The sequence below is a fragment of the Williamsia sp. Leaf354 genome (assembly GCF_001424365.1).
Taxonomy (GTDB): Bacteria; Actinomycetota; Actinomycetes; order Mycobacteriales; family Mycobacteriaceae; genus Williamsia_A.
On the sequence record NZ_LMPL01000001.1, the window covers coordinates 1050279 to 1071731 of the forward strand.

The 21453-nt window shown below is 69.8% G+C and carries 23 protein-coding genes; 8 read left to right on the forward strand and 15 right to left on the reverse strand.

Translation table 11 applies throughout. The annotated features are described in order from the left end of the window. Nucleotides 1-72: 72 nt before the first annotated feature. Complete coding sequence (locus ASG12_RS05040; RefSeq protein ID WP_055785923.1) at nt 73-1053, reverse strand: GNAT family N-acetyltransferase; 981 nt, start codon at nt 1051-1053, stop codon at nt 73-75. A 24-nt stretch (nt 1054-1077) separates the two neighbouring features. Next, nucleotides 1078-1698, reverse strand: coding sequence for a peptide deformylase (locus tag ASG12_RS05045; protein ID WP_055785924.1), 621 nt, complete (start codon nt 1696-1698; stop codon nt 1078-1080). A gap of 162 nt (nt 1699-1860) precedes the next feature. On the opposite strand from ASG12_RS05045, the gene ASG12_RS05050 reads away from it, so the two are divergent. The 4 genes from ASG12_RS05050 to ASG12_RS05065 all read left to right on the forward strand — a co-directional run bounded on the left by ASG12_RS05050 (nt 1861) and on the right by ASG12_RS05065 (nt 4771). Next, nucleotides 1861-2229: a DUF3263 domain-containing protein gene (locus tag ASG12_RS05050; RefSeq protein ID WP_055785927.1), complete on the forward strand. Its 369-nt coding sequence runs from the start codon at nt 1861-1863 to the stop codon at nt 2227-2229. 64 nt (nt 2230-2293) lie between these two features. Continuing rightward, entirely contained in the window at nt 2294-2800 is a 507-nt protein-coding gene (locus ASG12_RS05055) for a LytR C-terminal domain-containing protein (RefSeq protein WP_055787702.1), read from the forward strand. A gap of 124 nt (nt 2801-2924) precedes the next feature. Beyond that, on the forward strand, nt 2925-3644 hold the full coding sequence (sodC, locus tag ASG12_RS05060) for a superoxide dismutase[Cu-Zn] (protein WP_082501646.1): 720 nt from the start codon (nt 2925-2927) through the stop codon (nt 3642-3644). Further along, nucleotides 3644-4771, forward strand: a complete 1128-nt coding sequence (locus ASG12_RS05065; protein ID WP_055787706.1) for a glutamate--cysteine ligase — start codon at nt 3644-3646, stop codon at nt 4769-4771. The genes sodC and ASG12_RS05065 overlap by 1 nt, the downstream gene beginning before the upstream one ends. A gap of 9 nt (nt 4772-4780) precedes the next feature. Here ASG12_RS05065 and ASG12_RS05070 read toward each other — a convergent pair whose 3' ends face one another. The 7 genes from ASG12_RS05070 to ASG12_RS05100 all read right to left on the reverse strand — a co-directional run bounded on the left by ASG12_RS05070 (nt 4781) and on the right by ASG12_RS05100 (nt 12938). Continuing rightward, entirely contained in the window at nt 4781-6061 is a 1281-nt protein-coding gene (locus ASG12_RS05070; RefSeq protein ID WP_082501647.1) for a PucR family transcriptional regulator, read from the reverse strand. Between the two features lie 214 nt (nt 6062-6275). Continuing rightward, nucleotides 6276-6608 (reverse strand): monovalent cation/H(+) antiporter subunit G, encoded by a 333-nt coding sequence (mnhG, locus tag ASG12_RS05075; protein ID WP_055785930.1) that lies wholly within the window; start codon nt 6606-6608, stop codon nt 6276-6278. Between the two features lie 22 nt (nt 6609-6630). Further along, entirely contained in the window at nt 6631-6945 is a 315-nt protein-coding gene (locus ASG12_RS05080; protein ID WP_045821673.1) for a monovalent cation/H+ antiporter complex subunit F, read from the reverse strand. Continuing rightward, complete coding sequence (locus ASG12_RS05085; RefSeq protein ID WP_055785933.1) at nt 6942-7730, reverse strand: Na+/H+ antiporter subunit E; 789 nt, start codon at nt 7728-7730, stop codon at nt 6942-6944. Before ASG12_RS05085 ends, ASG12_RS05080 begins: the two co-directional genes overlap by 4 nt. Beyond that, on the reverse strand, nt 7727-9334 hold the full coding sequence (locus ASG12_RS05090; protein ID WP_055785936.1) for a Na+/H+ antiporter subunit D: 1608 nt from the start codon (nt 9332-9334) through the stop codon (nt 7727-7729). Before ASG12_RS05090 ends, ASG12_RS05085 begins: the two co-directional genes overlap by 4 nt. After that, nucleotides 9331-10005 carry a Na(+)/H(+) antiporter subunit C gene (locus ASG12_RS05095; protein ID WP_055785939.1) on the reverse strand — a complete coding sequence of 225 codons (675 nt, stop codon included), beginning with the start codon at nt 10003-10005 and terminating at the stop codon, nt 9331-9333. The genes ASG12_RS05090 and ASG12_RS05095 overlap by 4 nt, the downstream gene beginning before the upstream one ends. Continuing rightward, the gene (locus ASG12_RS05100) at nt 10002-12938 is read right to left on the reverse strand and encodes a Na+/H+ antiporter subunit A (RefSeq protein WP_055785942.1); all 2937 of its coding nucleotides are present in this window, start codon (nt 12936-12938) and stop codon (nt 10002-10004) included. Before ASG12_RS05100 ends, ASG12_RS05095 begins: the two co-directional genes overlap by 4 nt. 260 nt (nt 12939-13198) lie before the next feature. On the opposite strand from ASG12_RS05100, the gene ASG12_RS05105 reads away from it, so the two are divergent. Continuing rightward, complete coding sequence (locus ASG12_RS05105) at nt 13199-13603, forward strand: hypothetical protein (RefSeq protein ID WP_055785945.1); 405 nt, start codon at nt 13199-13201, stop codon at nt 13601-13603. A gap of 114 nt (nt 13604-13717) precedes the next feature. Next, nucleotides 13718-14188, forward strand: a complete 471-nt coding sequence (locus tag ASG12_RS05110; RefSeq protein WP_055785947.1) for a hypothetical protein — start codon at nt 13718-13720, stop codon at nt 14186-14188. A gap of 6 nt (nt 14189-14194) precedes the next feature. Here the strand turns inward: ASG12_RS05110 and ASG12_RS05115 are convergent, their stop codons facing one another. From ASG12_RS05115 to ASG12_RS05130, 4 genes are all read right to left on the reverse strand, one after another. Beyond that, on the reverse strand, nt 14195-15169 hold the full coding sequence (locus tag ASG12_RS05115) for a CDP-alcohol phosphatidyltransferase family protein (protein WP_082501648.1): 975 nt from the start codon (nt 15167-15169) through the stop codon (nt 14195-14197). After that, a complete protein-coding gene (locus ASG12_RS05120; RefSeq protein ID WP_055787715.1) occupies nt 15166-15876 on the reverse strand; it encodes a phosphatidylserine decarboxylase in 711 nt (236 codons plus the stop codon). Before ASG12_RS05120 ends, ASG12_RS05115 begins: the two co-directional genes overlap by 4 nt. 212 nt (nt 15877-16088) lie before the next feature. Continuing rightward, nucleotides 16089-17339 carry a molybdopterin molybdotransferase MoeA gene (moeA, locus tag ASG12_RS05125; protein WP_055787718.1) on the reverse strand — a complete coding sequence of 417 codons (1251 nt, stop codon included), beginning with the start codon at nt 17337-17339 and terminating at the stop codon, nt 16089-16091. 62 nt (nt 17340-17401) lie between these two features. Next, nucleotides 17402-18754 (reverse strand): dipeptidase, encoded by a 1353-nt coding sequence (locus ASG12_RS05130; RefSeq protein ID WP_055785950.1) that lies wholly within the window; start codon nt 18752-18754, stop codon nt 17402-17404. A 62-nt stretch (nt 18755-18816) separates the two neighbouring features. Here ASG12_RS05130 and ASG12_RS05135 point away from each other — a divergent pair, with 62 nt between their 5' ends. Together ASG12_RS05135 and ASG12_RS05140 are read left to right on the forward strand one after the other, a co-directional pair. After that, a complete protein-coding gene (locus tag ASG12_RS05135; RefSeq protein WP_055785953.1) occupies nt 18817-19617 on the forward strand; it encodes an HAD-IIA family hydrolase in 801 nt (266 codons plus the stop codon). Nucleotides 19618-19743: 126 nt separating this feature from the next. After that, nucleotides 19744-19950, forward strand: coding sequence for a hypothetical protein (locus ASG12_RS05140; protein ID WP_055787721.1), 207 nt, complete (start codon nt 19744-19746; stop codon nt 19948-19950). A 59-nt stretch (nt 19951-20009) separates the two neighbouring features. Here the strand turns inward: ASG12_RS05140 and ASG12_RS05145 are convergent, their stop codons facing one another. Together ASG12_RS05145 and ASG12_RS05150 are read right to left on the reverse strand one after the other, a co-directional pair. Continuing rightward, nucleotides 20010-20471, reverse strand: coding sequence for an SRPBCC family protein (locus tag ASG12_RS05145; RefSeq protein ID WP_055785956.1), 462 nt, complete (start codon nt 20469-20471; stop codon nt 20010-20012). 61 nt (nt 20472-20532) lie between these two features. After that, nucleotides 20533-21399: an SDR family oxidoreductase gene (locus tag ASG12_RS05150; RefSeq protein WP_055785959.1), complete on the reverse strand. Its 867-nt coding sequence runs from the start codon at nt 21397-21399 to the stop codon at nt 20533-20535. Nucleotides 21400-21453: the final 54 nt, after the last annotated feature.

Sequence of the window (21453 nt, forward strand, 5' to 3'; positions counted from 1 at the left end):
CGACGGAGATAACTGCACGGTCGGCGCAGTTAAATGCCCGATCGACGGAGATAACTGCACGGTCGACGGGGGTCAGAGGGGGAGGTAGCCGTAGGTGTGGTGTCGGGTGAAGCCGAGGCGGCGGTAGAGGCGGATGGCCGCGGTGTTGGTCGTCTCGACCTGAAGGTAGGCCTGCTCGGCGCCGAACTCGCGACCCCACCCGAGCAGTCGGTCGACCACGGCGGTCCCGACGCCGCTCCCGCGCAGCCGCGGGTCGGTCCAGAGGCAGGTGATGCCATTCCAGGCGACCCCGCGCGCGCCGACGTCGAACGGCTCGTCGGTGGTCACCGCGCCGCGGCCGATCGCGACGATCTGACCAGCGTCGGTCACCGACACGAAGCCGAGGGTGCCGTCCATCGACGCGGTCACCACTCGCCGCACGACCTCCGGTGACCCAACCCGGTCCGCACTCCCCAGGTAGGCGTGGATCCAGGCGTCGGACGGGGTGTCGGTCATCGTGATCTCGACATCGCGTCGGACGTCGATCGCCTCGGCCGAGCGGACCATCGCGATCGCCTCGATCTCGAACCGATCCGGATCGACGTGCACCGACGGGATGAGCCTCTCCACCACAGCGCATCGCGCGGAGAGATCGCGGTCGGCGTAGAACGCCGACAACGCCTCCACGACACCGCCGTCGAGGGTCGCGCCTCGTTCCAGGGGCACCGCCGAATTGGCGCGTCGACTGAAACCCCCACCGGCGCGCACGAACCACCCGCCGATCGTCGTCGACTCGAACCCGGGCCACCCGCGGGCCGCGGCCCTCTCGAGCGCGCGGATCTCGGAGTTGCGCACCGGGCGATCCGAGAGCACTCGCACCGACATCACCAGTTCGGCGGGGATCGAGACGATCTCGCCATCCCGATCGACCGCCCACGCGCCGTTGTCGGGAACGGCCACGAGCACGCCGGTCACGTCACTCGCCGTCGCCGACGGGTCGCGCCGCCAGTCGCCGGGCGCGCCCGCGCCCCTGCGGAAACGGACGACGACGCGATCGCCCGGGGCCGCGGTCACTCGCCCGGGTTCATTCGTCGGGGTTCATTCGTCGTCGAGGTCGTCGTCGTCGTGACCGAACGGATCCGGTCCCTCGCCCGGTGTCCAGGTGAGTCCGGGCTCGCCCCACCCGTTGCGCTTGATCGCCTTCTTCGCGGCGCGGGCGTTGCGCCCCACGAGCACGTCGACGTAGAGGAACCCGTCGAGATGCCCGGTCTCGTGCTGCAACATCCGCGCGAAGAAGCCGGTGCCCTCCACGACGACCTCGGCGCCGGTGCGGTCCACCCCGGTGACCCGCGCCCAGTCGGCGCGGCCGGTGGGGAACTGCTCACCCGGCACCGACAGGCAGCCCTCGTCGTTGTCATCCGGGTCGGGCATCGTCTCGGGGATCTCCGAGGTCTCGAGCACCGGGTTGATGATCTCGCCGCGTTCGCGACCGGTGGACCGGGTCTCGCCGGCGGGGCAGTCGAACACGAAGAACCGCCGACCCACCCCGACCTGATTGGCCGCCAGGCCCACGCCGTGGGCGGCGTCCATCGTCTCGTACATGTCGTCGAGCAGCGCGACGACATCGGTGGGCGGCCGACCGTCGGCGTCGAGTTCCACCGGCTCGGTCGGTCGGTGGAGCACCGGCTCACCGACGATGCAGATGGGAAGAATTGCCATGCGGCACAGATTACTCGGCACGGCGAACCCGAAATCCCCATGACTTTCATGGTTAGATGTTCAACGAACCACACCGATGTAATTCGACCAGTCCGATCGTCGATGCGGGCACTGTTCGCAGGTCACGCGGTGTGTAAGCAGGAAAGACCTCGAGGGAGCGAGATGGACGGCGCAACTGCGCGTAGTCAAAAGGGGTCGGGCCCGGTCGGCACCGGCGAACAGTCTGACACCCCGGGCACCCCCACCACCGGAACCGACGCGAATGTCGTCGGTGCCGACGGCCTCACGCGCCGCGAACACGACATCCTCGCCTTCGAGAGGCAGTGGTGGAAGTACGCCGGCGCCAAGGAGGAGGCCATCAAGGAACTCTTCGGGCTCTCGGCCACGCGGTACTACCAGGTCCTCAACGCCCTGGTCGATCGACCCGAATCGCTGGCCGTCGACCCGATGTTGGTGAAGCGTCTGCGTCGCCTGCGTGCCAGCAGGCAGAAGGCGCGCGCCGCCCGACGCCTCGGCTTCGAGATCACCTGACGCCTCGATCCGTGGAGTCCCGGACCGCGATGAGGCACCAGACGTCCGTAGAGTGGCGGCCGTGATGGCCCCCGAATCTGACAACACGCGGTTGCCGCTGCGCGCCGGGGCGATGCTGCTGTTCGCGATCGCGGTGGTCTGCATCGGGTTGGGCTGGCATTCCGCGGTCACCACCACCAGCAGTCCCGAGGCCGACCTGCGGGCCGCCGCGTCGAGCGCGTCGGAGACCCCGTCGTCGTCGGCGGTTGCCGGCGCACCGGCGAGTGGTACGAGTTCGTCCACCTCGGCCTCGGCATCGGGTCCTCTCGTCTGTGTCTACAACGCCGGGTCGCAGTCGGGCCTCGCGGTCGAGGTCACCGACACCCTCAAGGCCAAGGGCTACCGCACCAGCGAGCCCGGCAACCTGCAGTCGGCGAGCATCACCGAGAACACGGTCTTCTACACACCGTCGCTGCGCGACGAGGCCGAGAAGGTCGTCGCCGACCTCGACAACGGTGCGACCGCAGATCCCCGTCCCTCGGCCTTCACGCAGTGTCGCGGCGGGATCGCGGTCATCGTCATCACCCGATGACACCCGGCCCGTGATCGTCGTCGGGCGACGAGCGGGCGGCGGGACCCCGCACGTGGCACGCCGGATATGATTTCCACCGACGCGCCCGCCCCGCGCCCGATCACAACAAGGGAGACCTTCCGCGATGATGTTCCAGCCGACCCTCCGCCACGCCGGTGTGCGCCGCGCACTCGTGCTCGCCGCCTCCACGGTCGCCGCCGGAGCAGTCCTCACCGCGTGCAGCCCGGGCGAGGAGCCCAGCTCGCAGCAGGGCACCACGCCCGCCGTCGTCACCGGTGACCAGGCCCCGAACAACCTCGGCATCAACGAGCGGGAGGCCGGCGCATCACCGACCGAATCGGGCAACGCCGAGCCGTCGGGCTCGGGTCTGACCGCGTCGCTGATCAGCCCCGGAGGCGCACGCGTCGGCGAGGCCACCTTCTCCACCGAGGGCTCGGCGGTCCGTGTCGACGTGAAGGTCACCTCCGGGATCACCCCCGGCTTCCACGGCCTGCACATCCACTCGGTGGGCAAGTGCGAGAACAACTCCGTCGCCCCCACCGGCGGCGCCCCGGGCGCGTTCCTGTCCGCCGGCGGCCACTTCCAGGTCGACGGCCGCACCGGCCATCCCGCGAGCGGCGACCTGGTGTCGATCAACGTCACCGGGGCGGGCACCGGCGAGACGGTCACCACCACCAGCGCCTTCACCCTGAGCCAGATCGCCGGCAAGTCGATCATGATCCACTCCGGCCCCGACAACTTCGCCAACATCCCCACGCGCTACGCGCCCGCCCCCGACCAGGAGACGCTCTCCACCGGTGACGCCGGCACGCGCGTCGCCTGCGGAGTCATCGAACAGGGGTGATCGCCCCCATCGAGTTCCGGGGCTCTCCCGCACCGACACTGGGTGTCGAGTGGGAATTCGCCCTGGTCGACAAGACCACCGGTGAACTCTCGAATTCGGCTGCGGCACTGTTCGATCGGGTCGTCGACCTCGCGGATTCGACGCTGGACAACCGGATTCACCAGGAGTTGCTGCGCAACACCGTGGAACTGGTGACCGGTGTCTGCACCACCACCGGTGAGGCCATGGCCGATCTGCGGCACACCCTCGGCGTGGTGCGCGCCATCGCCGACGACATCGGCGTCGATCTCTTCGGCGCCGGCACGCATCCCTACAGCGAGTGGTCGACCCAGCAGCTCACCGAGTCACCGCGCTACGCCGAGCTGATCGAGCGCACGCAGTGGTGGGGACGCCAGATGCTCATCTGGGGCGTGCACGTGCACGTCGGAATCGACCGCCGCGACAAGGTCCTCCCGGTGGTGAACGCCCTGCTCGCGTACTACCCGCACCTGCTGGCGCTCTCGGCGTCGTCACCGATGTGGGCGGGCACCGACACCGGCTATGCGAGCAACCGCGCCATGATGTTCCAGCAGTTGCCCACGGCAGGTCTGCCGTTCCAGTTCTCCGAGTGGGCCGATTTCGAGGCGTTCGTCGCCGACCAGAAGACCACCGGCATCATCGACGACATCAACGAGGTGCGGTGGGACATCCGCCCCTCGCCCCGCCTGGGCACCGTCGAGGTCCGGGTGTGCGACGGCGTGTCGACGGTCGCCGAACTCGAGGCTCTCGTCGCACTCATCCACTGCCTCGTCGTCGACATCGACGACCGCCTCACCGCCGGTACCCTGCCGCGGGAGATGGCGCCGTGGCTGGTGCAGGAGAACAAGTGGCGCGCAGCGCGGTACGGCCTCGACGCGGTCATCATCCAGGACGCCGACTGCAACGAGAGACTCGTGACCGACGACCTCGCCGACATCCTCACCCGGCTCGAACCCGTTGCGCGACGGCTCGATTGCGTAGACGAACTCGCCTCGGTCTCGTCGATCATCGACGGACGGGGCTCGTATCAGCGCCAGCGCGCGGTGTTCGCGCAGACCGGTGACATGCGCGACGTGGTGACCGCGGTGGTCAACGAACTCGGTCGCTGAGCCGAACCGTCAGACGGTCGGTCGGGTCGCCTGCTGCTCGAGGTCGCGGGCGAGCAACGCGATGTGCGCCCGCGAGATGCCCTCGGGGAGAGCGAGATCGATACCGGTGGTCTGGGTGATGCGACGCAGTCGGTAGTCGACGGTGTTCGGGTGGATGTGCATCCGACGCCCGGTTCCCTTGCGGTTGAGCCCGGTGTCGAGGTGCACCCGAAGCGTCTCGAGGAGCTCGGGATGGTTGTCGAGCGGTTCGAGCGTCGCGGCGAGATGATCGCGCGCCGGGCCCGGTCGGGTGATCTGGTACTCGATGAGCAGATCCTGCATCTCGTAGAGACCCGGCGGACGGCGGATCGCGCGCACCAGATCCATGAGCTCATGGCTCTCCGAGGCGAGCTCGGGGATGCGGTCGGTGGTTCCGATCGAGTGTGTCGCGATGATCGGCGCCTCGGCCACGGCCGAGAGGTCCTCGAGCAGCTCGCCGGTCAGCACCGGCATGTCGGTGTCGGCGGGGATCAGCACGGTGCCACCGTTGTTGCTCAGCAGCGTCAGCGCGCGGGAGTTGAAGGTGGTCGCCAGCGACGACTGCACGCGACGCAGCTTGCGGCGCGCGGCGATCTTCGTGTTGACCCGCGGGTCGAGCTCGTCGGGATGGGGCGCGATGGTCATCGACACCACCTGGTAGCTCTGCGCCACCGGCAGTCCGGTCTGGCGGGCCACCGACGACGCGGTGTGCCCCGACAGCAGCGCCGACATCAGCGTCTGTGTCGCCGACTGGTGCTGGCCCGCGACGAGCCGCTGCTCCTCGACGTACGCGGTGGCGACGGTGACGGTGAACGTGTCGAGCAGCTTCATCACGAGGCGGAAACCGGAGACGAGGTCGGCGAGGTCGTCTCCGCCGGCTTTCGCGGCGATCAGGTCGAAACCGATCTTGATGCCCTCGTGATAGGTGTGGATGATCGTGTCGAGCGGCACGCCCTCGCGGGCCCACTGTGCGGCGGCTTCTCGGAGCTGCGCGAGCTGCTCCTCGCCGGGCAGACGCTGCTCGTCGAGGATCTCGATGGCCATCCGCAGGCAGGTCTGGGTGACGGCGGTGACGTCACCGTGCAGCTGCTCGCCCGGGAGCGTCCCGCACGGCGCGACGTTGTCGGCGAAGTGCCCGACGAGTTGAGTCGCCAACTTGTTGATGTCCGACAGCGACCGCGATGCGGGGAGGCCCGCCACGGTGATGGTCGGACCCGGCGCGCGATCCCCCGACGCGGCCGCGGTGTCCAGATCGGTGCTCGGTGTCGACATGATCAGTGGTACTCCCCGCTCATTCACACGCACCCCCATAGCCACGTGCGATTCATTTCGTGAGGTGAACTGTAACGCATGTTGAGGGGCCCCGGAAGTGTGCAGCTACACAAGTTACACATCCTCACGATCTGCTACGCGAATCGGACATTCCGCGGACCGCGTACCGTCTGAGCACCGACGATGTCCATGCCGACCGGTACGGCCGAACGGGTCAGTCCGACGAGCCGGAGTCCGCGTCGGAACGCTGCATGAGGTCGTCGCGCACCCGCTGCTCCTGATACGCGAGACGCCCGATCCGGTGGGCGACGACCGGTGCGGTGATGAGTGCGAACAACCCCGACAGCACCAGCATCCCGAAGTCGACGCTGCCGGCGAGACGGATCATCGCGGCGATCAGGATGAGCAACAGCCCGAACGTCTGCGGCTTCGTCGTCGCGTGCATCCGCGTCATCGTGTCGGGGAAGCGGAGCACACCGATCGACGCCGTGAACGCCAGCACCGACCCGGTCAACACCAGGATCGCCACCACCACATCCGTGATCACCGTCGGACCTCCGGACTCGCCATCACCGTCGGACCTCCGGTCCGGCGCTGGGCTCGCCGGTCACCGGATGCACCCGCACGACGTCGTCGCGGACGCGGAACCGAGCGATTGCCACCGACCCGACGAAGCTGAGCAACGACAGCGCGACGATGGCCGGCACCACGGTGGAGTCGAGGCTGTAGGCCGCCCAGCCGGCGAGGCTGCACATGGCCAGCGCGACCACCGTGTCGAGGGCGACGAGTCGGTCGAGGGTGTTGGGGCCCACCAACACCCGGATCATGGTGATCACCGCCGACGCCAGCAGCAGGATCGCCGCGATGATCCAGACGATCGTCATCGCCGGTCTCCCTTCGCCTCGGGCACGGAGCCCGTCGTCTCGTGGGGGTCGCTGCTGACGGGAGGCGTGCCGTGGAACTCGTCGTCGAGACCGTGGTACGGACTCGGATGCCACTCACTGTCCCGCTCGAAGGCCCGGATGAACAACCGCTCGACGGTCTCCATCTGCCGGTAGAACGCGCGCACCTTCTTCTCGCTGCTCACGTCGATCAGGTGCACGTAGAGCAGGCGGCGGCGATGGTCGATCTCGACGACCATCGTGCCGGGCACCAGGTTGATGTAGTCGACGGCCAGCGTCAGCACCATGTCGGACTTGATCGCCAATCGTGTCCGCAGCACCGCCGACAGCGGTGGGCGACGTGGGCGGACCGCGAGCCACGCGACCTCTGCGCTCGACACGAAGAAGTCGCGGATCAGGTAGGCCACCAGCAACACGACCGTGGCGGGGTGGATACGTCCCTCGACGGGCACCCGCGGCAGGGGCAGCAACACCAGGATGACGACCGCGACCGCGACACCGCCGAGGATGTTCGCCCAGGAGATGGTGCCCCACAGCAGCACCCACACGAACGTGAGCCAGCCGATGGTCCACAGGCGGACGGCGATCTCACGGCCGTCGCCACCCAGCCACGACAGCAGGTGCACGCGCGACCTCGCCCACACCACCATCTTGGCGAGCCCCCAGGCGACGGCGAAGAACGACACCCTCCAGGCGTGGTGGAACCGGCCGTACACCGGCCCCTTCGCCGGGATCGGACCCATCTCGCGCCGCGGTTCGTCGCTCATCGCGAACCTCCCAGCACCGCGTCGAGGTAGAGACTCGAGTCGGTCAGCTCGGCCGCGGCGTTGTTGGTGAAGTCGAAGATCGGCCCGGCCCACACGGTCAACGCGACACCGGCGACCACCATCAGCATCGTCGGTACCACCATGCCGATCGGCATGCGGCCGACATCGGCTCGGTCACCGAACGCGATGTCGCCCTCTTCCTCGACCAGCGCCGAGGGACCGGTGTCGGCGAGATCGCCCTCGGGGGCGTCGGCCCGCGGACGCCAGAACGCCTTCGTCCACACCCGGGCCATCACGTACAGCGTGAGGAGGCTGGTCACGACCGACCCGGCGACGAGCAGCCATGCCAACACGCTGCCGTCCTGGGTGCCCGCCTCGATCAACGCGACCTTGCCGATGAACCCCGAGAACGGCGGGATGCCACCGAGGTTCAGCGCGGGGATGAGGAACAGACCGGCCAGCAGCGGACTGGCGGCCAGGCCGCCGAGGCGACGCAGCGACGCCGAGCCCGCCTGACGTTCGATGAGACCCACCACCAGGAACAGCGTGGTCTGCACGAGGATGTGGTGCGCGACGTAGAAGATGGCACCGGACAACCCGAAGCGTGACGACAGCGCGATGCCGAAGATCATGTAACCGATGTGGCTGACCAGCGTGAACGACAGCAGTCGTTTGATGTCGGCCTGGGCGATGGCACCGAAGATGCCCACCAGCATCGTCAGCAGACCGGCCACCAACAGCACCGTGTCCATCGAGCCGCCGGGAAACAGCAGGGTGTGCGCCCGGATGATCGCGTACACACCCACCTTGGTGAGCAACCCGGCGAACACCGCGGTCACCGGGGCCGGGGCCGTCGGGTAGGAGTCGGGCAGCCACGTCGACAGCGGGAACACCGCCGCCTTGATCCCGAACGCCACCAACAACACCGCGTACAGCGCGCCCTTCGTCCCGTCGGGGATGTCCTGCAGCCGGACCGCCATCTGCGCGAGGTTGAGCGTGCCGGTCGCCGCGTACGCGAAGCCGATCCCCGCCAGGAAGATCAGCGACGACACCATCGACACCAACACGTACGACACACCCGCCCGCACGCGGTCGGCACTCGCGCCGAGGGTGAGGAGCACGAAGCTCGCCGCCAGCAACACCTCGAACGAGACGTAGAGGTTGAACAGGTCGCCGGCGAGGAACGCGTTGCAGACACCCGCGGTCAGCGCGAGGTAGGTGGGCAGGAAGATCGAGACCGGCTGCTCGGTGGTGCCGTCGCGGATACCCTGCCCGACGGCGTAGAGGACGACGCACAGCAGCACCACCGTCGACACCACCAGCATCAGCGCCGAGAGCTGATCGGCGACGAGCGTGATGCCCAACGGACCGTTCGTGTAGCCCTTGCCGTCCCAGCCACCGACGTGCAGCGCGTAGGTGCCGTACTTGTCGGTGAGATACAGCAGCAGACACGAGGCGACGAAGGCCGCGCCGATCGCGGTGACGGCCACGGCGCGCTGGATCCGGGGACTGCGACCCATCACCAGGGTGAGCGCCGCACCGGCCAGGGGCAGCAGCGTCGGGATGATGGTCAGCGTCGCGAACCAGCTGGTGTCGATGGTCATCGCCGATCACCCGCCTCGGGCGAGCCGTCATCTGTCACAAGCGATTCTGGCGAGCCGTCATCTGCCGCATCCGGGGCGATGTCCTCGGCAGCGACACCGGCCAGGTCCGGGTCGTCGGGGATGAGGTCGTCGTTGGAGTCGTCGTCGGCCTCCTCCTCCGGCATCAGGTCGGCCTCGATGCGCCGACGCTTGCGCTCACGGATCTCCTCTGCCGACAACGGTGTGCCGTCGTCGTCGAACATGTCGCCGGACCGGGTGTCGACACCGGTGACGGGGTCGTCGCTGCGGTCGCGGTCGGGTGCCTCCGACAGCGACTGCTTCTTCACCTTGAGATCCTCGGGGTCGTCGTCGACCTCGTCGTCGGTGTTGATCACGAACGATCGGTAGGCGAGGGCCAGCACGAAGGCGGCGATGCCCATCGTGATGACGATCGCGGTGAGTACCATGCCCTGGGCCAGCGGGTCGGCGTCGGCGGTGCGACGGTCCGACGAGCGCCCGTAGATCGGCGGGTTGCCCTCGCGACCGGCGATCGTGATGATCAGCAGGTTCAGCCCGTTGCCGACGAGCAAGAGTCCCAACAACATCCGGATGAGGCTGCGCTCGAGCAGCAGGTAGACACCGCACGCGGCGAGGAGCCCGGCGACGATGAGCAGTCCGAGGTTGATGGTCACGGGCGTGCCCCCATCCCGGTCGCATCGGCCCCGGCCGACGCGCGGCCCGCGGTGGTCGAGGTCTCCTCGATGTCGAGACGCGCGCCGAGACTGCGCAACACGTCGAGCACCAGCCCGACCACGATGAGATACACCCCGAGATCGAAGAACAGCGCGGTGACGAGCTTGATGTCGCCGAGGACGGGCAGCGTGAGCTCGATCGTCGCCGACGACAGCGCCGGCGCACCCGCGAACACCGACGCCAGCGCCGTACCCACCGACAGCGCCAGGCCCAGCCCGAGGATCCGACCGGCGTCGACGGGGATGGCCTCGCCGAGCTCGTACCGGCCACCGGCCAGGTAGCGCAGCACCAGCGCCATCCCCATGGTGAGACCGCCCGCGAATCCACCGCCGGGCGCGTTGTGGCCGGCGAAGAAGAAGTAGATCGAGGCGACGACCATGGTCGGGAAGATCAGCCGCGTCGTCGCCTCCAACACCATCGAGCGGTGGCGCGGATCGCGGAGCTCGCTGCCCCGCAGCCAGGTGGTGCGGGCGGTGGGCATGTCGTCGACGGCGTCGGGATCGGCGCCGTGGAACCGGGCGGCGTCGGCGACGCGCGGTGCGGCACCGAACCTGCGGTGACGGAACACCATCGACGCAACACCGGTCGCCGCGACCAGCAGCACCGACACCTCGCCGAGGGTGTCCCAGGCGCGGATGTCGACCAGCAGCACGTTGACCGCGTTGGCGCCGTTGCCCAACTCGTAGGCGGCCTTCGGCAGGTCGTCGGCGACCGGGGTGGTGGTGCGCGCGCCCGCAGCGTACAGACCGATCACCACCAGCAGCGCCCCGAACGCCAGACCGATGAGCGCCCGCAGGGGCTTGAACCCGGTGGAGTGCCGCGCCTCGGCCTCGGCGGGCAGCTTGCGCAACACCAGCACGAAGATCACCAGGGTCAGCGTCTCGACGAGGAACTGGGTGAGCGCGAGGTCCGGCGCGCCGTAGAAGGCGAAGATCATGCCGCAGCCGTACCCGGTGACGCCGACGACGAGGGCGGCGGCGAGTCGGTTGCGCAGCACCGTGGTGGCGATCGCCGCGGCGATCATGATCCCGCCGATGACGACCTGGGCGAACGAATCGAACCCGTTGATGTCCAGGCGGTTTCGCGCACCGATCAGCAGTGCGACGGTGGGCACCACGATGGTGGTGACCATGATGACGCCCTGGGTGAGCGGCAGCGAGCCGCGCTGCGTCACGCGGGTCAGCGCCAACGACACCGTGTCGGCGCCGCGCAGTACCGCGTCGTAGATGCGGTCGGCGTTGCCCAGTGGCGGCGTGTGGAAGCCCAGGCGGCGGCGACGTCGTCGCAGCACCACGAACGTCCCGACACCACCGACGATGACGATCACGGTCAACAGCAGCGGCAGGGTGAACCCGTGCCACAGCGCGAGGTGCTCGAGTTCGTGGCCGTTCGCGGGCAGCGTCTCCGCATAGGGCTCGAACAGCGACCCGAGCGGGCCCGCGACGAACCCGGCCGCGACACCGAGCGCGGCGAGGATGCCGGCGGGGGCGATGAACGCGACCGACGGGTGATGCATGCGGGCCACCGCGGCGCTGGGTTCACGACGGACCTTGCGGCCGAACGCGCCCCAGAGGAATCGGGTGGTGTAGGCCATCGTGAGGATCGACCCGAACACGACCACCGCCGTCGACACCGGGCCCTGCCAGCCGTCGAACCCGTCGACGTCGAGCAGGGAGGTGAGTGCGGCCTCCTTGCCGACGAACCCGAGGGTGATGGGCAGTCCCGCCATGCTCGCCGAGGCGACCGCGGCGATCACCGCCAGCGACGGCGCGGTGCTGCCCAGACGGGCCAGCTTGCGGACGTCGCGGGTGCCGGTGGAGTGGTCGATGACGCCGACGACCATGAACAGCGATGCCTTGAACAGGGCGTGTGCGACGAGCATCGTGACACCGGCCAGCGCGACGTTCGCGTCGCCGGTGCCGACGAGCACCATGAGGAAGCCGAGCTGCGACACGGTGCCGAACGCCAGGATCAGTTTGAGGTCGAACTCGCGCAGCGATCGCCATCCGCCCAGCACCATCGTCAGCATGCCCAGGCCGACGACCGAGATCTGCCAGGCCATCAGGTCGCCGAACCCGGGGGCGAGCCGCGCGACGAGGAAGATGCCCGCCTTCACCATCGCCGCGGCGTGCAGGTAGGCGCTGACGGGTGTGGGTGCGGCCATGGCGCCGGGCAGCCAGAAGTGGAACGGGACGATCGCCGACTTGCTGAGGGCGCCGATGAGGACGAGCACGACCGCGACGGTGACCGCGGTGCCGGTCGGGGGGTTCGCGATCACGTCGGAGAGCAGGTAGCTGCCGGCCCGCTCGCCGAGGATGACGATGCCCGCGAGCATGGCCAGTCCGCCCGCGGTGGTGACCAGCAGGGCCTGGGTGGCGGCGCGTCGCGAGGTCGCGCGCTGGGCGTAGAAGCCGACCAGCAGGAACGACAGGACGGTCGTCGCCTCCCAGAAGATGTAGAGCACGATCATGTTGTCGCTGACCACGAGCCCGAACATCGCGCCGGTGAACGCGACCATCTGCGCGCCGAACCCCGCCACACGCCGCCGGATCCGGGGTCCCGATGAGCTGTCGTCGTTGTCGAAGTACTCCGCGCAGTAGCAGAGGACGAGTGCGCCGACGCCGAGCACGAGGATCGACATGATCGCCGACAGGGTGTCCATCCGCAGATCGATGTCCATCTGCAACGCCGGGACCCAGCGGATCGACTCGAGGCGTGGTGACTCACCGGCGCGCGGCCACTCGACGATGACCCCGACCATCGCCGCCGCGGGGGCTGCTGCGAGCAGGTAGAAGCCCCGGCGGCCGAGCCAGGAGATGATCGCGGGCGCGGCGAGAGCCGTGAGGACCAGCGCGATCAGGGTCGCGATCAACAGGCACTCCGTCGTTCGATGGGCGGGGTGTCACGCGACGGCCGATGGTGGTGCTGGGCGGTCGCGTTCTCCCAGCTTACCGGCGGCGTGGGCACCGGTGCCGTTCGGGGGACGCGGCGCCGTGCGGCCCGCGATAGGGTTCCAGCGGCGAAGAGGATGGCCGACCGACCCGGCGGCACGTGGAGCGAAGGACGTGGTTGCAGGTGACAGGCCCGGATCATCAGAGGCGGCGGCGCGGGACGGCGACGCGGTGGGTGGCGATGGTGACGACGCTCGTCGCCGCGATTCTGCTGGCCGGATGCGGGTCGGGCTCGTCGTCGCAGGTGGAGAGTTCCACGGCCGGCGCACTGGCGCTGCCGGCGGACTTCCCGCGCGCCGACGTCCCTCTGATCGACGGGGCGCTGCTGTCGGCGGGGGGCTCGGCCGACGAGGGCTGGAACCTCACGGTGCAGGGCTCGTCGACGATCGCCGCCGCACTCGACGCCGGCGTGAAGAAGCTGACCGATGTCGGGTACCGCGAGGTCCAGCGCACCACCGACGGCGGCAACCAGGTGGTGGTGTTGACCTCGACACGGTCGTCGACCACCTACACCGTGGAGGTGGGCAGTGTCGCGGGCGCCGCGGGCGGACCGAACTCGGTGTTCTACCAGGTCTCCCGGAACTGAGCTCTCGTGCGGCCACAGCGACCTGACAGGTGATGTGAGGTCGCCCAACAGTTCTCGTCGATAGAAACGGTCGGTACCCGGCGCCCCGTCGGGTATCCGACCGCGAGAGCGCCGATGCGCGCATCGCCCGACGAGAAGGTGATCTCGACGATGACCAGTCCCTCCGCTGCTCCGACCGCGCACGACGTCCCCCCGCCACCGCACCCTGCGATCGCCGCCGAGCGGCCGTCGTTCGGCGCGACCCTGGCGGGCCGCAGCACCGAGTTCAAGAACGCCCTCATCGCCGGTGGTGTCGGCATCGCCGTGGCGTTCATGGCCGCCGGTTTCGGCCTCGGCTTCTGGGCCGGCGACTCCGGCTCGTCGACGACCGCACCCCAGCAGGGGTTCTCCCAGCAGGGACCGGGCCAGATGGGCTCGACCCAAGGGGGTTCAACACAGGGCGGCCCGATGGGCGGGATGACCCCGGGTGGCCAGATGGGTCAGGGCCAGACGGGCTCGGGCCAGACAGGTCAGGGCCAGACGGGCTCGGGCCAGACAGGTTCGGGCCAGACCGGCACCGGTACCGCGGGCACGACGACGAGCTGAGCCGGGTCAGCGCCGCTCGGGGCGGCGCAGGCCGAGCCGGGCCTGCGACTTCTGCGGCCGACTGCGGTCGATCGCGCGCATGGCCCGGCGTTCGGCTCGGCGCTCCTTGGGAGCCTGATCCCACGTGTGCGGACGCGACGCGATCCAGCGCTGCGTGCGCCAGGCGAACGGGATGTGGACCAGATACGCCGCGATCACCAGGAACATCAGCAGGTACGGGAACGTGACGAGCAGTGCCGCACAGATCGCGACCAGGATGAGCAGGCCCACGACCGCACGCGGCGGGATCGAGTAGGTCTTCAACGACGCGGTCGGGATACGGCTCACCGCCAGCGCGGCGGTCAGCATCATCCAGGTCCCCACGGCGGCGAGTGAGGTCCACCAACCGGTGCCGAACTGCTGCTCGGCGGCCACCGGCAGCAGCGCGATGAGTGCGGCGGCCGGTGCGGGCACGCCCACGAAGTAGTTCTTGGTGTACTCGGGGACGTCATCGTCGTCGTCGATGATGTTGAAGCGCGCCAACCGGAGCACCACCGCGCACACGAAGATCAGCGCGAGCACCCAGCCGGCGTCCTGCCCACGCAGCAGCAACAGGTACAGCGTGAGTGCCGGGGCCACACCGAAGTTGATGGCGTCGGCGAGCGAGTCGAGCTCGGCGCCGATCTTCGTGGTCGCGCCGAGCAGTCGCGCGATACGTCCGTCGATCCCGTCCAGCAGAGCCGACGCCGCGATCATGCCGACCGCGAGATCGACGCGGCCGTCGAGGGCGAACCGGGCCGCCGACAGGCCCGCGCAGATCGCGAGCACGGTCAGCGCCGACGGGACCAGCAGACGACCGCCGGCGAGATCGGGGACGCGGGAACGATTGTGCGCCACGGACTGTCGGAGGGTGCGACGCCGGCCCGTGGAGCCCCGCCCCGACCCGCGACGTCCGGTCGGGCGGCGCGACGACCGTACCGGCGTCCGCCGGGCGTCGATCACGTCAGGCTCGCGAGAACGGTCTCGGCACCCACGGCCCGCTGACCGGGCAGCACCCTCGGCGTCACTCCCTCGGGGAGGTAGACGTCGACGCGCGACCCGAACCGGATGAGGCCGTAGGTGGCACCGAGGGTGAGCGTGTCGCCGGGGCGCGCCTCACAGACGATGCGCCGCGCGATGAGCCCGGCGATCTGCACGACACCCACATCGACGCCGAAGGCGGTACGGATGCGCATCGAGGTGCGCTCGTTGTCGGTGCTGGCCGCGGGGAGATCGGCAGACAGGAAACGACCGGGGGTGTGGGTGACCGACACCACCTCGCCGGCGATCGGCACCCGCTGCACGTGGACGTCGAGAACGCTGAGGAAGGTCGAGACGCGGGGCAGGGGGCGATCGCCGAGGCCGAGTTCGGCCGGAGGTACCGCGGTGTCGACCAGCGTGATCTCGCCGTCGGCGGGGGCCACGACAGCGCCGGTGGTCGTCGGAGGGACGCGGGTGGGGTGGCGGAAGAAGGTCGCCGACGCCACGGCGAGGGCGGTCGCCGGGCGGCGGATCCAGCGGTGTCGGCGAGCCAGCACGGCGATGGCGGCCGGACCCGCGACGAAGGGGATACCTGCCGGGTGCATCGGCGGGACGGTGTGACGGATCAGTTCGATGACGTGGGCCGCGCCGCTGGAGTGCTCGGTGAGCTCGCCGTCGACGGGCGGCACGGCGATGCCGTCGGTCTCGAACAGATGGGGCTCGGCCCGGTCGGCGCCGTCGACCGCGGGTGCCCGGGCGGGAGTGCGGGGCCGTCTCGCCACGTCCGCTGCTCCGTCCCTCGACAAGTGTGTGATGGTGCCTGCCCGGCGTGTGCCGGACGCGCCCAGGATAGCCGAGCGCACCCGGGCGCCCCGCGCCCCACGTGCGGGTGCGACGCGGGTCAGGGGTCGAGCAGGATCACCTCGACGACACTGCCCGCCGCGACGTCGGCGGCGTCGGCGGGGATGTCGATGAGGGCGTTCGCCGAGGCCAGGAAGCGGAGATGGTGCGACGACGGCGGCCCGATGGGCGCCACCGTCGCGGCCCCGTCGGGGTCGACGGTGACCACCCCCCGGCGGAACTGTTCTTTGCCCCGCGGTGATCGCATGTCGTCGATGAGTCGTGCGCGACGGCGGACACGCGACGCGGGGAGACCCATCGACGCCCGCAGCGGTGGACGCACGAAGATCTCGAACGACACCTGCGCGCTCACCGGGTTGCCCGGCAGCGTCACGATCGGCACCCCTGTGGCGTCGGCCGCGTCCTGATCGGCGCGGTAGGTACCGCATCCCTGCGGCATCCCGGGCTGCATCGCGACCTTCACGAACTCGACGCCGTGACCGGAGAGCGCGTCCTTCACCACCTCGTACGCACCGGCACTGACCCCACCGGAGGTGAGGATCAGATCGACGCGTCCGGCAGGACCGTCGCCGCGCACCATTGCGTCGAGACGCGATCGGAACTGCTCGACGTCGTCGGGGACGAAATGCACCGGCGTCGCCCGCCCGCCGGCCTCGCGCACCGCCGCGCACAGCATCGCGCCGTTGCTCTCGTAGATCTGGCCGTGCTCGAGATCGACGCCGGGCGCCATCAGTTCCGAGCCCGTGGACAGCACCACCACGTGGAACGGTGCGTGCACCGGAACCTGCGCGACACCGAGTGCCGCGAGCAGTCCGACCTGGGACGCGTGCAGCACGGTCCCGGCGTTGAGCGCGGTGTCGCCGGCGGCGATGTCGGAGCCCGCGCGTCGGATGCTGGTGCCCTCGGCGACCGGTGCGGCGATCGCGACCTGCTCGACGCCGCCGTCGGTGGCCTCCACCGCGACCACGGCGTCGGCCCCGTCGGGCAGCGGTGCGCCGGTCATGATGCGGTGGGCCGTGTCCGGGTCGAGTCGCAGCCGATCGGTCCGCCCGGCGTAGATGTCCTCGGTCACCACCAGTCGTGTCGGGGTGTCGGCGGAGGACCCGGCGACCTCGGCGGCGCGCACGGCGTAGCCGTCCATCGCCGAGTTGTCGAAGCCGGGCAGGCTGACCGCGGCGCGCACGTCGTCGACGACCGCGCGTCCGAGGGCCTCGGCGATGGCGACCGATTCGATCGGCGTGGGGGAGAACAGGTCGGCGACGATCCGCGCGTGGTCGGCGACCGACCGCAGCGTCGCGGGGTCCTCGAGGTGCTGGTGCCCGTGGTGGTCGTGGTGGTGGCCGGCGCCCGCGGTCACGACGGGTACGCCGCGAGGAACAGCGCCTCCGACAGCGCGGTGCGGCGGATCTCGTCGGGGTCGACGCTCTCGTCGGGAGCGTGGATACGGCAGCGGGGTTCCTCCACCCCGAGCAGCGCGATCTCGGCCTCGGGGCAGATCTCGGCGAGCACCGTGCACAGCGGGATCGAGCCGCCCTGGCCGGAATGCGCGACGTCGGCTCCGTAGGCCGTCGCCATGGCCGCGCTGAGCGCCCGGTAGCCGGGGCCGTCGGTGGAGGCGGCGAACGGCGCCCCGACCGCCTCGGGGTCGATCGTCACCCGTGCGTTCCACGGGATGGCGCGACGCAGATGGGCCTCGAGGGCGTCGCGGGCCGTCGTCGGATCGATGCCCGGCGGCACGCGCAGGTTGAGCACGGCCGATGCGGTGGGCACGATCGCCGCCGCGCAGTTCGCCGTCGACGGTGCGTCGAGGCCGATCACCGTGACCGCCGGTCGCGCCCACACCATGTCGGCCGGCGCGCCCGAACCGATCACGTCGACCCCGTCGAGAACCGTTGCGTCGGAAGCGAAGACATCGCGGTCGTACGGTACGCCCGACCACGTCTGGTCGGCGGTGAGCCCGTCGATGGTGGTGTTGCCGTCGGCGTCGCGCAGGCTCGCCAGTCCGGCGATGAGCGCGGCGAGGGCGTCGGGGGCCGCGCCGCCGAACTGGCCGGAGTGCACGTCGGAGGCCAGCGTCGAGACGGTGACCTTGAGGTTGGCGACGCCGCGGAGGCTGGTGGTCAGCGTCGGTGCGCCGACGGCGACGTTGCCGGTGTCGGCGATGAGGATCATGTCGGCGGCGAACAGCTCGGGTCGCTCGCGAGCCAGGTGGTCGAGGCCCTCGCCCCCGGCCTCCTCCGAACCCTCGATGACGACGCGGATCCCGCAGCCCAGCGCGTCGAGCCCGGGGTGCGCCGCGAGTGCCCGCAACGCGGTGAGGTGGGCGACGACGTTGCCCTTGCAGTCGGCCGCGCCACGGCCGAACCACCGCCCGTCGCGGTCGGTGAGCTCGAACGGCGGTGACTTCCAGAGACGCTCGTCGCCGGCGGGCTGCACGTCGTGGTGGCTGTAGAGCAACACCGTGGGCGACCCGGCCGGGCCCGGACGGTGCCCGATGACCGCCGAACTGCCGTCGGAGGTCACGATCGATTCGCACACGACACCCACCTCGGCGAACGCCGCGGTCACCCAGTCCGCGGCCCCGGCGCAGGCGTCGCGGTGCGACGGGGAGCCGTGCACCGACGCGAACGACACCAACTCGGCGAGATCGGAACGCGCCGCGGCCATCAGCTCATCGGTCACATCTGTCGTGGGGTGGTCGGCCATGTTTTCAGCATGCCATCCCCACGTGCTGCGACCCCCCGCGGCGACGACTAGCTTGAGAACACATGACGATCGGGCTGCTGCTGGACATCGACGGGGTATTGGTCACCTCGTGGCGTCCGCTGCCGGGCGCGGTAGATGCTCTGGCCGCGCTGCGCGAACGCGATGTCCCGCGGATGTTCCTGACCAACACGACATCGCGATCACGCGCCGAGATCGCGGACGCGTTGAGCGACTGCGGGTTCGCCGTCGACCCCGAGGAGATCCTGAGCGCCGCGCGACTGACCGGTGAGTACCTGCGGGCGAATCATGCGGGCAAGCGGGCGTGGGTGCTCAACAAGGGCGCCATCGCCGCCGACCTGACCGGCGTGGAGGTGGTGACCGATCCCGACGACGCCCCCGAGGTGGTCGTGCTCGGTGGCGCGGGACCGGAGTTCACCCACGACGCGATGTCGCGGGTGCTCGAGTTCATGATCGCCGGCGTGCCGGTGATCGCGATGCACCGCTCGATGACGTGGTCGACCGAGCAGGGCGTCCGCATCGACACCGGCGTTTACCTCGAGGGCCTCGAGAAGGCCGCGGGCACCACCATCCGCGCCATCGGCAAGCCGTCGCCGATCGGGTTCCGCGCCGCGGTGGAGATGATGGGGCTCGAACCGACCTCGGTCGTGATGGTGGGCGACGACATGCACAACGACGTTCTCGGCGCCCAGGCCTCGGCGATGATCGGGGTGCTGGTGCGCACCGGCAAGTTCCGGGCGACGGCGCTCGAGAAGCTGCAGGCCGACGAGTTCGGACCGGTACCCGACCACGTGATCGATTCCGTCGCCGATCTGCCCGCACTGCTCGACCGGCTGGGTCGCTGACCGCCGGATCGGCTCCGCAGCACTCACGGAGAGCGAAACCCGGCGATCGACAGCGGGCGTCTCCTACGCTGTCGCGGGAACGGTGCCGACTCCCCGGCGCCGACCGCCACGAGAGGGATGGGTCAGATGAGCGGATTCAAGGACAAGTTCGACAAGGCCTTCGAGGACAAGCCGATCGACGAGCTCGCCGACGCGCCGGTGGACGCGTTGCAGGGCCTCAGCCCGCGGCACGCCGAGCTCCTCAAGGAGGCGTTCAACATCACGACGGTCAAGGACCTCGGTACCAACAAGTACTTCCTGTGGGCGCAGGCGGTGTCGAAGCTCGCCGAGTGAGATGAGCTGACGGATCACCTCGAGGCCGTCGCCGGACCGCGTGGCCCGGACAGCGTTTCTCAGCCGCGTTCGGCGGCGGCCTTGATCTTCACGAGGGTCTCGCGCATGCCCTCGGCGAGTTCGTCGTCGAACGGCTCGGTGCCGCCCATGAACTTGCCGATGAGGAATGCCGATGCGGCGGTGGTCTTGCCGTTCTTCGCGACCCGGCGTTCGGTCAGCGTGACCCCGCGGTCGGTGGGGGTGATCTCGAATCCCCACTCGGTGCGGTTCTCGGTGATCCGGTAGGCGATCTGGCGGTCCGGCTCGAACCGCGTGACGGTGGCGGTCGTCGGCCACACCAGCAGTCCGCGCTTGTTGACGTTGATGGTCTTCGCGCCCAGTCGCGTCCTCCCGCCACGCACGACCACCTTGCGGCACTGCGGACTCCACTCACCCATGCGGGCGAGGTCGGAGACGATCGACCACACCTTCTCGGGAGTGGCCTCGATGTCGGTCGAGGTCTCGATCAGCGGTGCTGCCATGGCTTGTCTCCTGGTGGTCGACGCGACGATGCGTGAAGTGAGAGTCTATCGGCCGCGACGTTCACGCCGAGGTCTCGGCCGGGCCCATCGACACGCGACCGGTGCCGATACCGGCGAGTGTCCCGCCGTCGACCAGCAGGTCGACACCGCTGATGAAACTCGCCTTCGTGTTGTCGAGGAGGAAGTCCGCGGCCGCGGCCACGTCCTCGGCGGTCCCGAACCGGCCGGCCGCGTTGTCGCTCACCATCGACTTGTAGGCGTCGTGGGCGAACTCGGCCTCGTACTCGTCCCAGCCCATCGGGGTGGCCACCACCCCGGGGCTGATCGAGTTGACCCGTGCGCCGCGGTCGCCCCACCGCGGTGCCTGGGCCTGTACGCGGATCTGGTTGGCGCGCTTGGCGTATCCGTAGGTCATCGCCCGCGCGAGGTCGGCGGGGACATCGGGCATCGACAGCAGCCCGACCCCCGCGAGGTCCTCGGCCGGTGCCGTCGCGAACGTCGCAGCGGTCGCGGAGTCCACGGCGTCACGGAAGATGTGACCGGCGATGCTGGCGATGTAGACCCCGGCGCCGCCGGGAGCGATCACCTCGCCGAACTCGTCGAGCGAGATCGCCATCCCCACCAAATCGACGGCGGCGATCCGCTCGGCCGACGCCTGCGCAGGCGACAGGCCCGCCGTGTGCGCGACCGCGGTCACCGGGCCCACCCCGGCAGCGAACTCCGCGAGATCGCGCACCGACCCACGGTCGCTGACGTCGACCGCGTGGTCGCGCACGTCATGACCCTGGCGACGCATGGCCGAGGCCAACGCCTGCAGACGGGCGTCGTCGTGGTCGGCGAGGACCACCGGACGACCGGATCCCAGACGACGTGCGATGGCCTCGCCCATGCCACCGACGCCGACCACCACCAGCACATCACCGCTCATCCGGTCAGAGTAGACACCTGTCTGGACGAACGTCCGCAAATGCGGCGAGCAGGA

Coding starts and splice junctions, on each gene's coding strand:
- ASG12_RS05135 (WP_055785953.1), top strand. CDS start 18,817: ATGACGATCGGGCTGCTGCTGGACATCGACGGGGTATTGGTCACCTCG.
- ASG12_RS05110 (WP_055785947.1), top strand. CDS start 13,718: ATGCGCGCATCGCCCGACGAGAAGGTGATCTCGACGATGACCAGTCCC.
- ASG12_RS05130 (WP_055785950.1), bottom strand. CDS start 18,754: ATGGCCGACCACCCCACGACAGATGTGACCGATGAGCTGATGGCCGCG.
- ASG12_RS05080 (WP_045821673.1), bottom strand. CDS start 6,945: ATGACGATCGTCTGGATCATCGCGGCGATCCTGCTGCTGGCGTCGGCG.
- ASG12_RS05090 (WP_055785936.1), bottom strand. CDS start 9,334: ATGACCATCGACACCAGCTGGTTCGCGACGCTGACCATCATCCCGACG.
- ASG12_RS05105 (WP_055785945.1), top strand. CDS start 13,199: ATGGTGACGACGCTCGTCGCCGCGATTCTGCTGGCCGGATGCGGGTCG.
- ASG12_RS05085 (WP_055785933.1), bottom strand. CDS start 7,730: ATGAGCGACGAACCGCGGCGCGAGATGGGTCCGATCCCGGCGAAGGGG.
- ASG12_RS05055 (WP_055787702.1), top strand. CDS start 2,294: ATGGCCCCCGAATCTGACAACACGCGGTTGCCGCTGCGCGCCGGGGCG.
- ASG12_RS05070 (WP_082501647.1), bottom strand. CDS start 6,061: ATGTCGACACCGAGCACCGATCTGGACACCGCGGCCGCGTCGGGGGAT.
- ASG12_RS05145 (WP_055785956.1), bottom strand. CDS start 20,471: ATGGCAGCACCGCTGATCGAGACCTCGACCGACATCGAGGCCACTCCC.
- ASG12_RS05150 (WP_055785959.1), bottom strand. CDS start 21,399: ATGAGCGGTGATGTGCTGGTGGTGGTCGGCGTCGGTGGCATGGGCGAG.
- ASG12_RS05050 (WP_055785927.1), top strand. CDS start 1,861: ATGGACGGCGCAACTGCGCGTAGTCAAAAGGGGTCGGGCCCGGTCGGC.
- ASG12_RS05045 (WP_055785924.1), bottom strand. CDS start 1,698: ATGGCAATTCTTCCCATCTGCATCGTCGGTGAGCCGGTGCTCCACCGA.
- sodC (WP_082501646.1), top strand. CDS start 2,925: ATGATGTTCCAGCCGACCCTCCGCCACGCCGGTGTGCGCCGCGCACTC.
- ASG12_RS05140 (WP_055787721.1), top strand. CDS start 19,744: ATGAGCGGATTCAAGGACAAGTTCGACAAGGCCTTCGAGGACAAGCCG.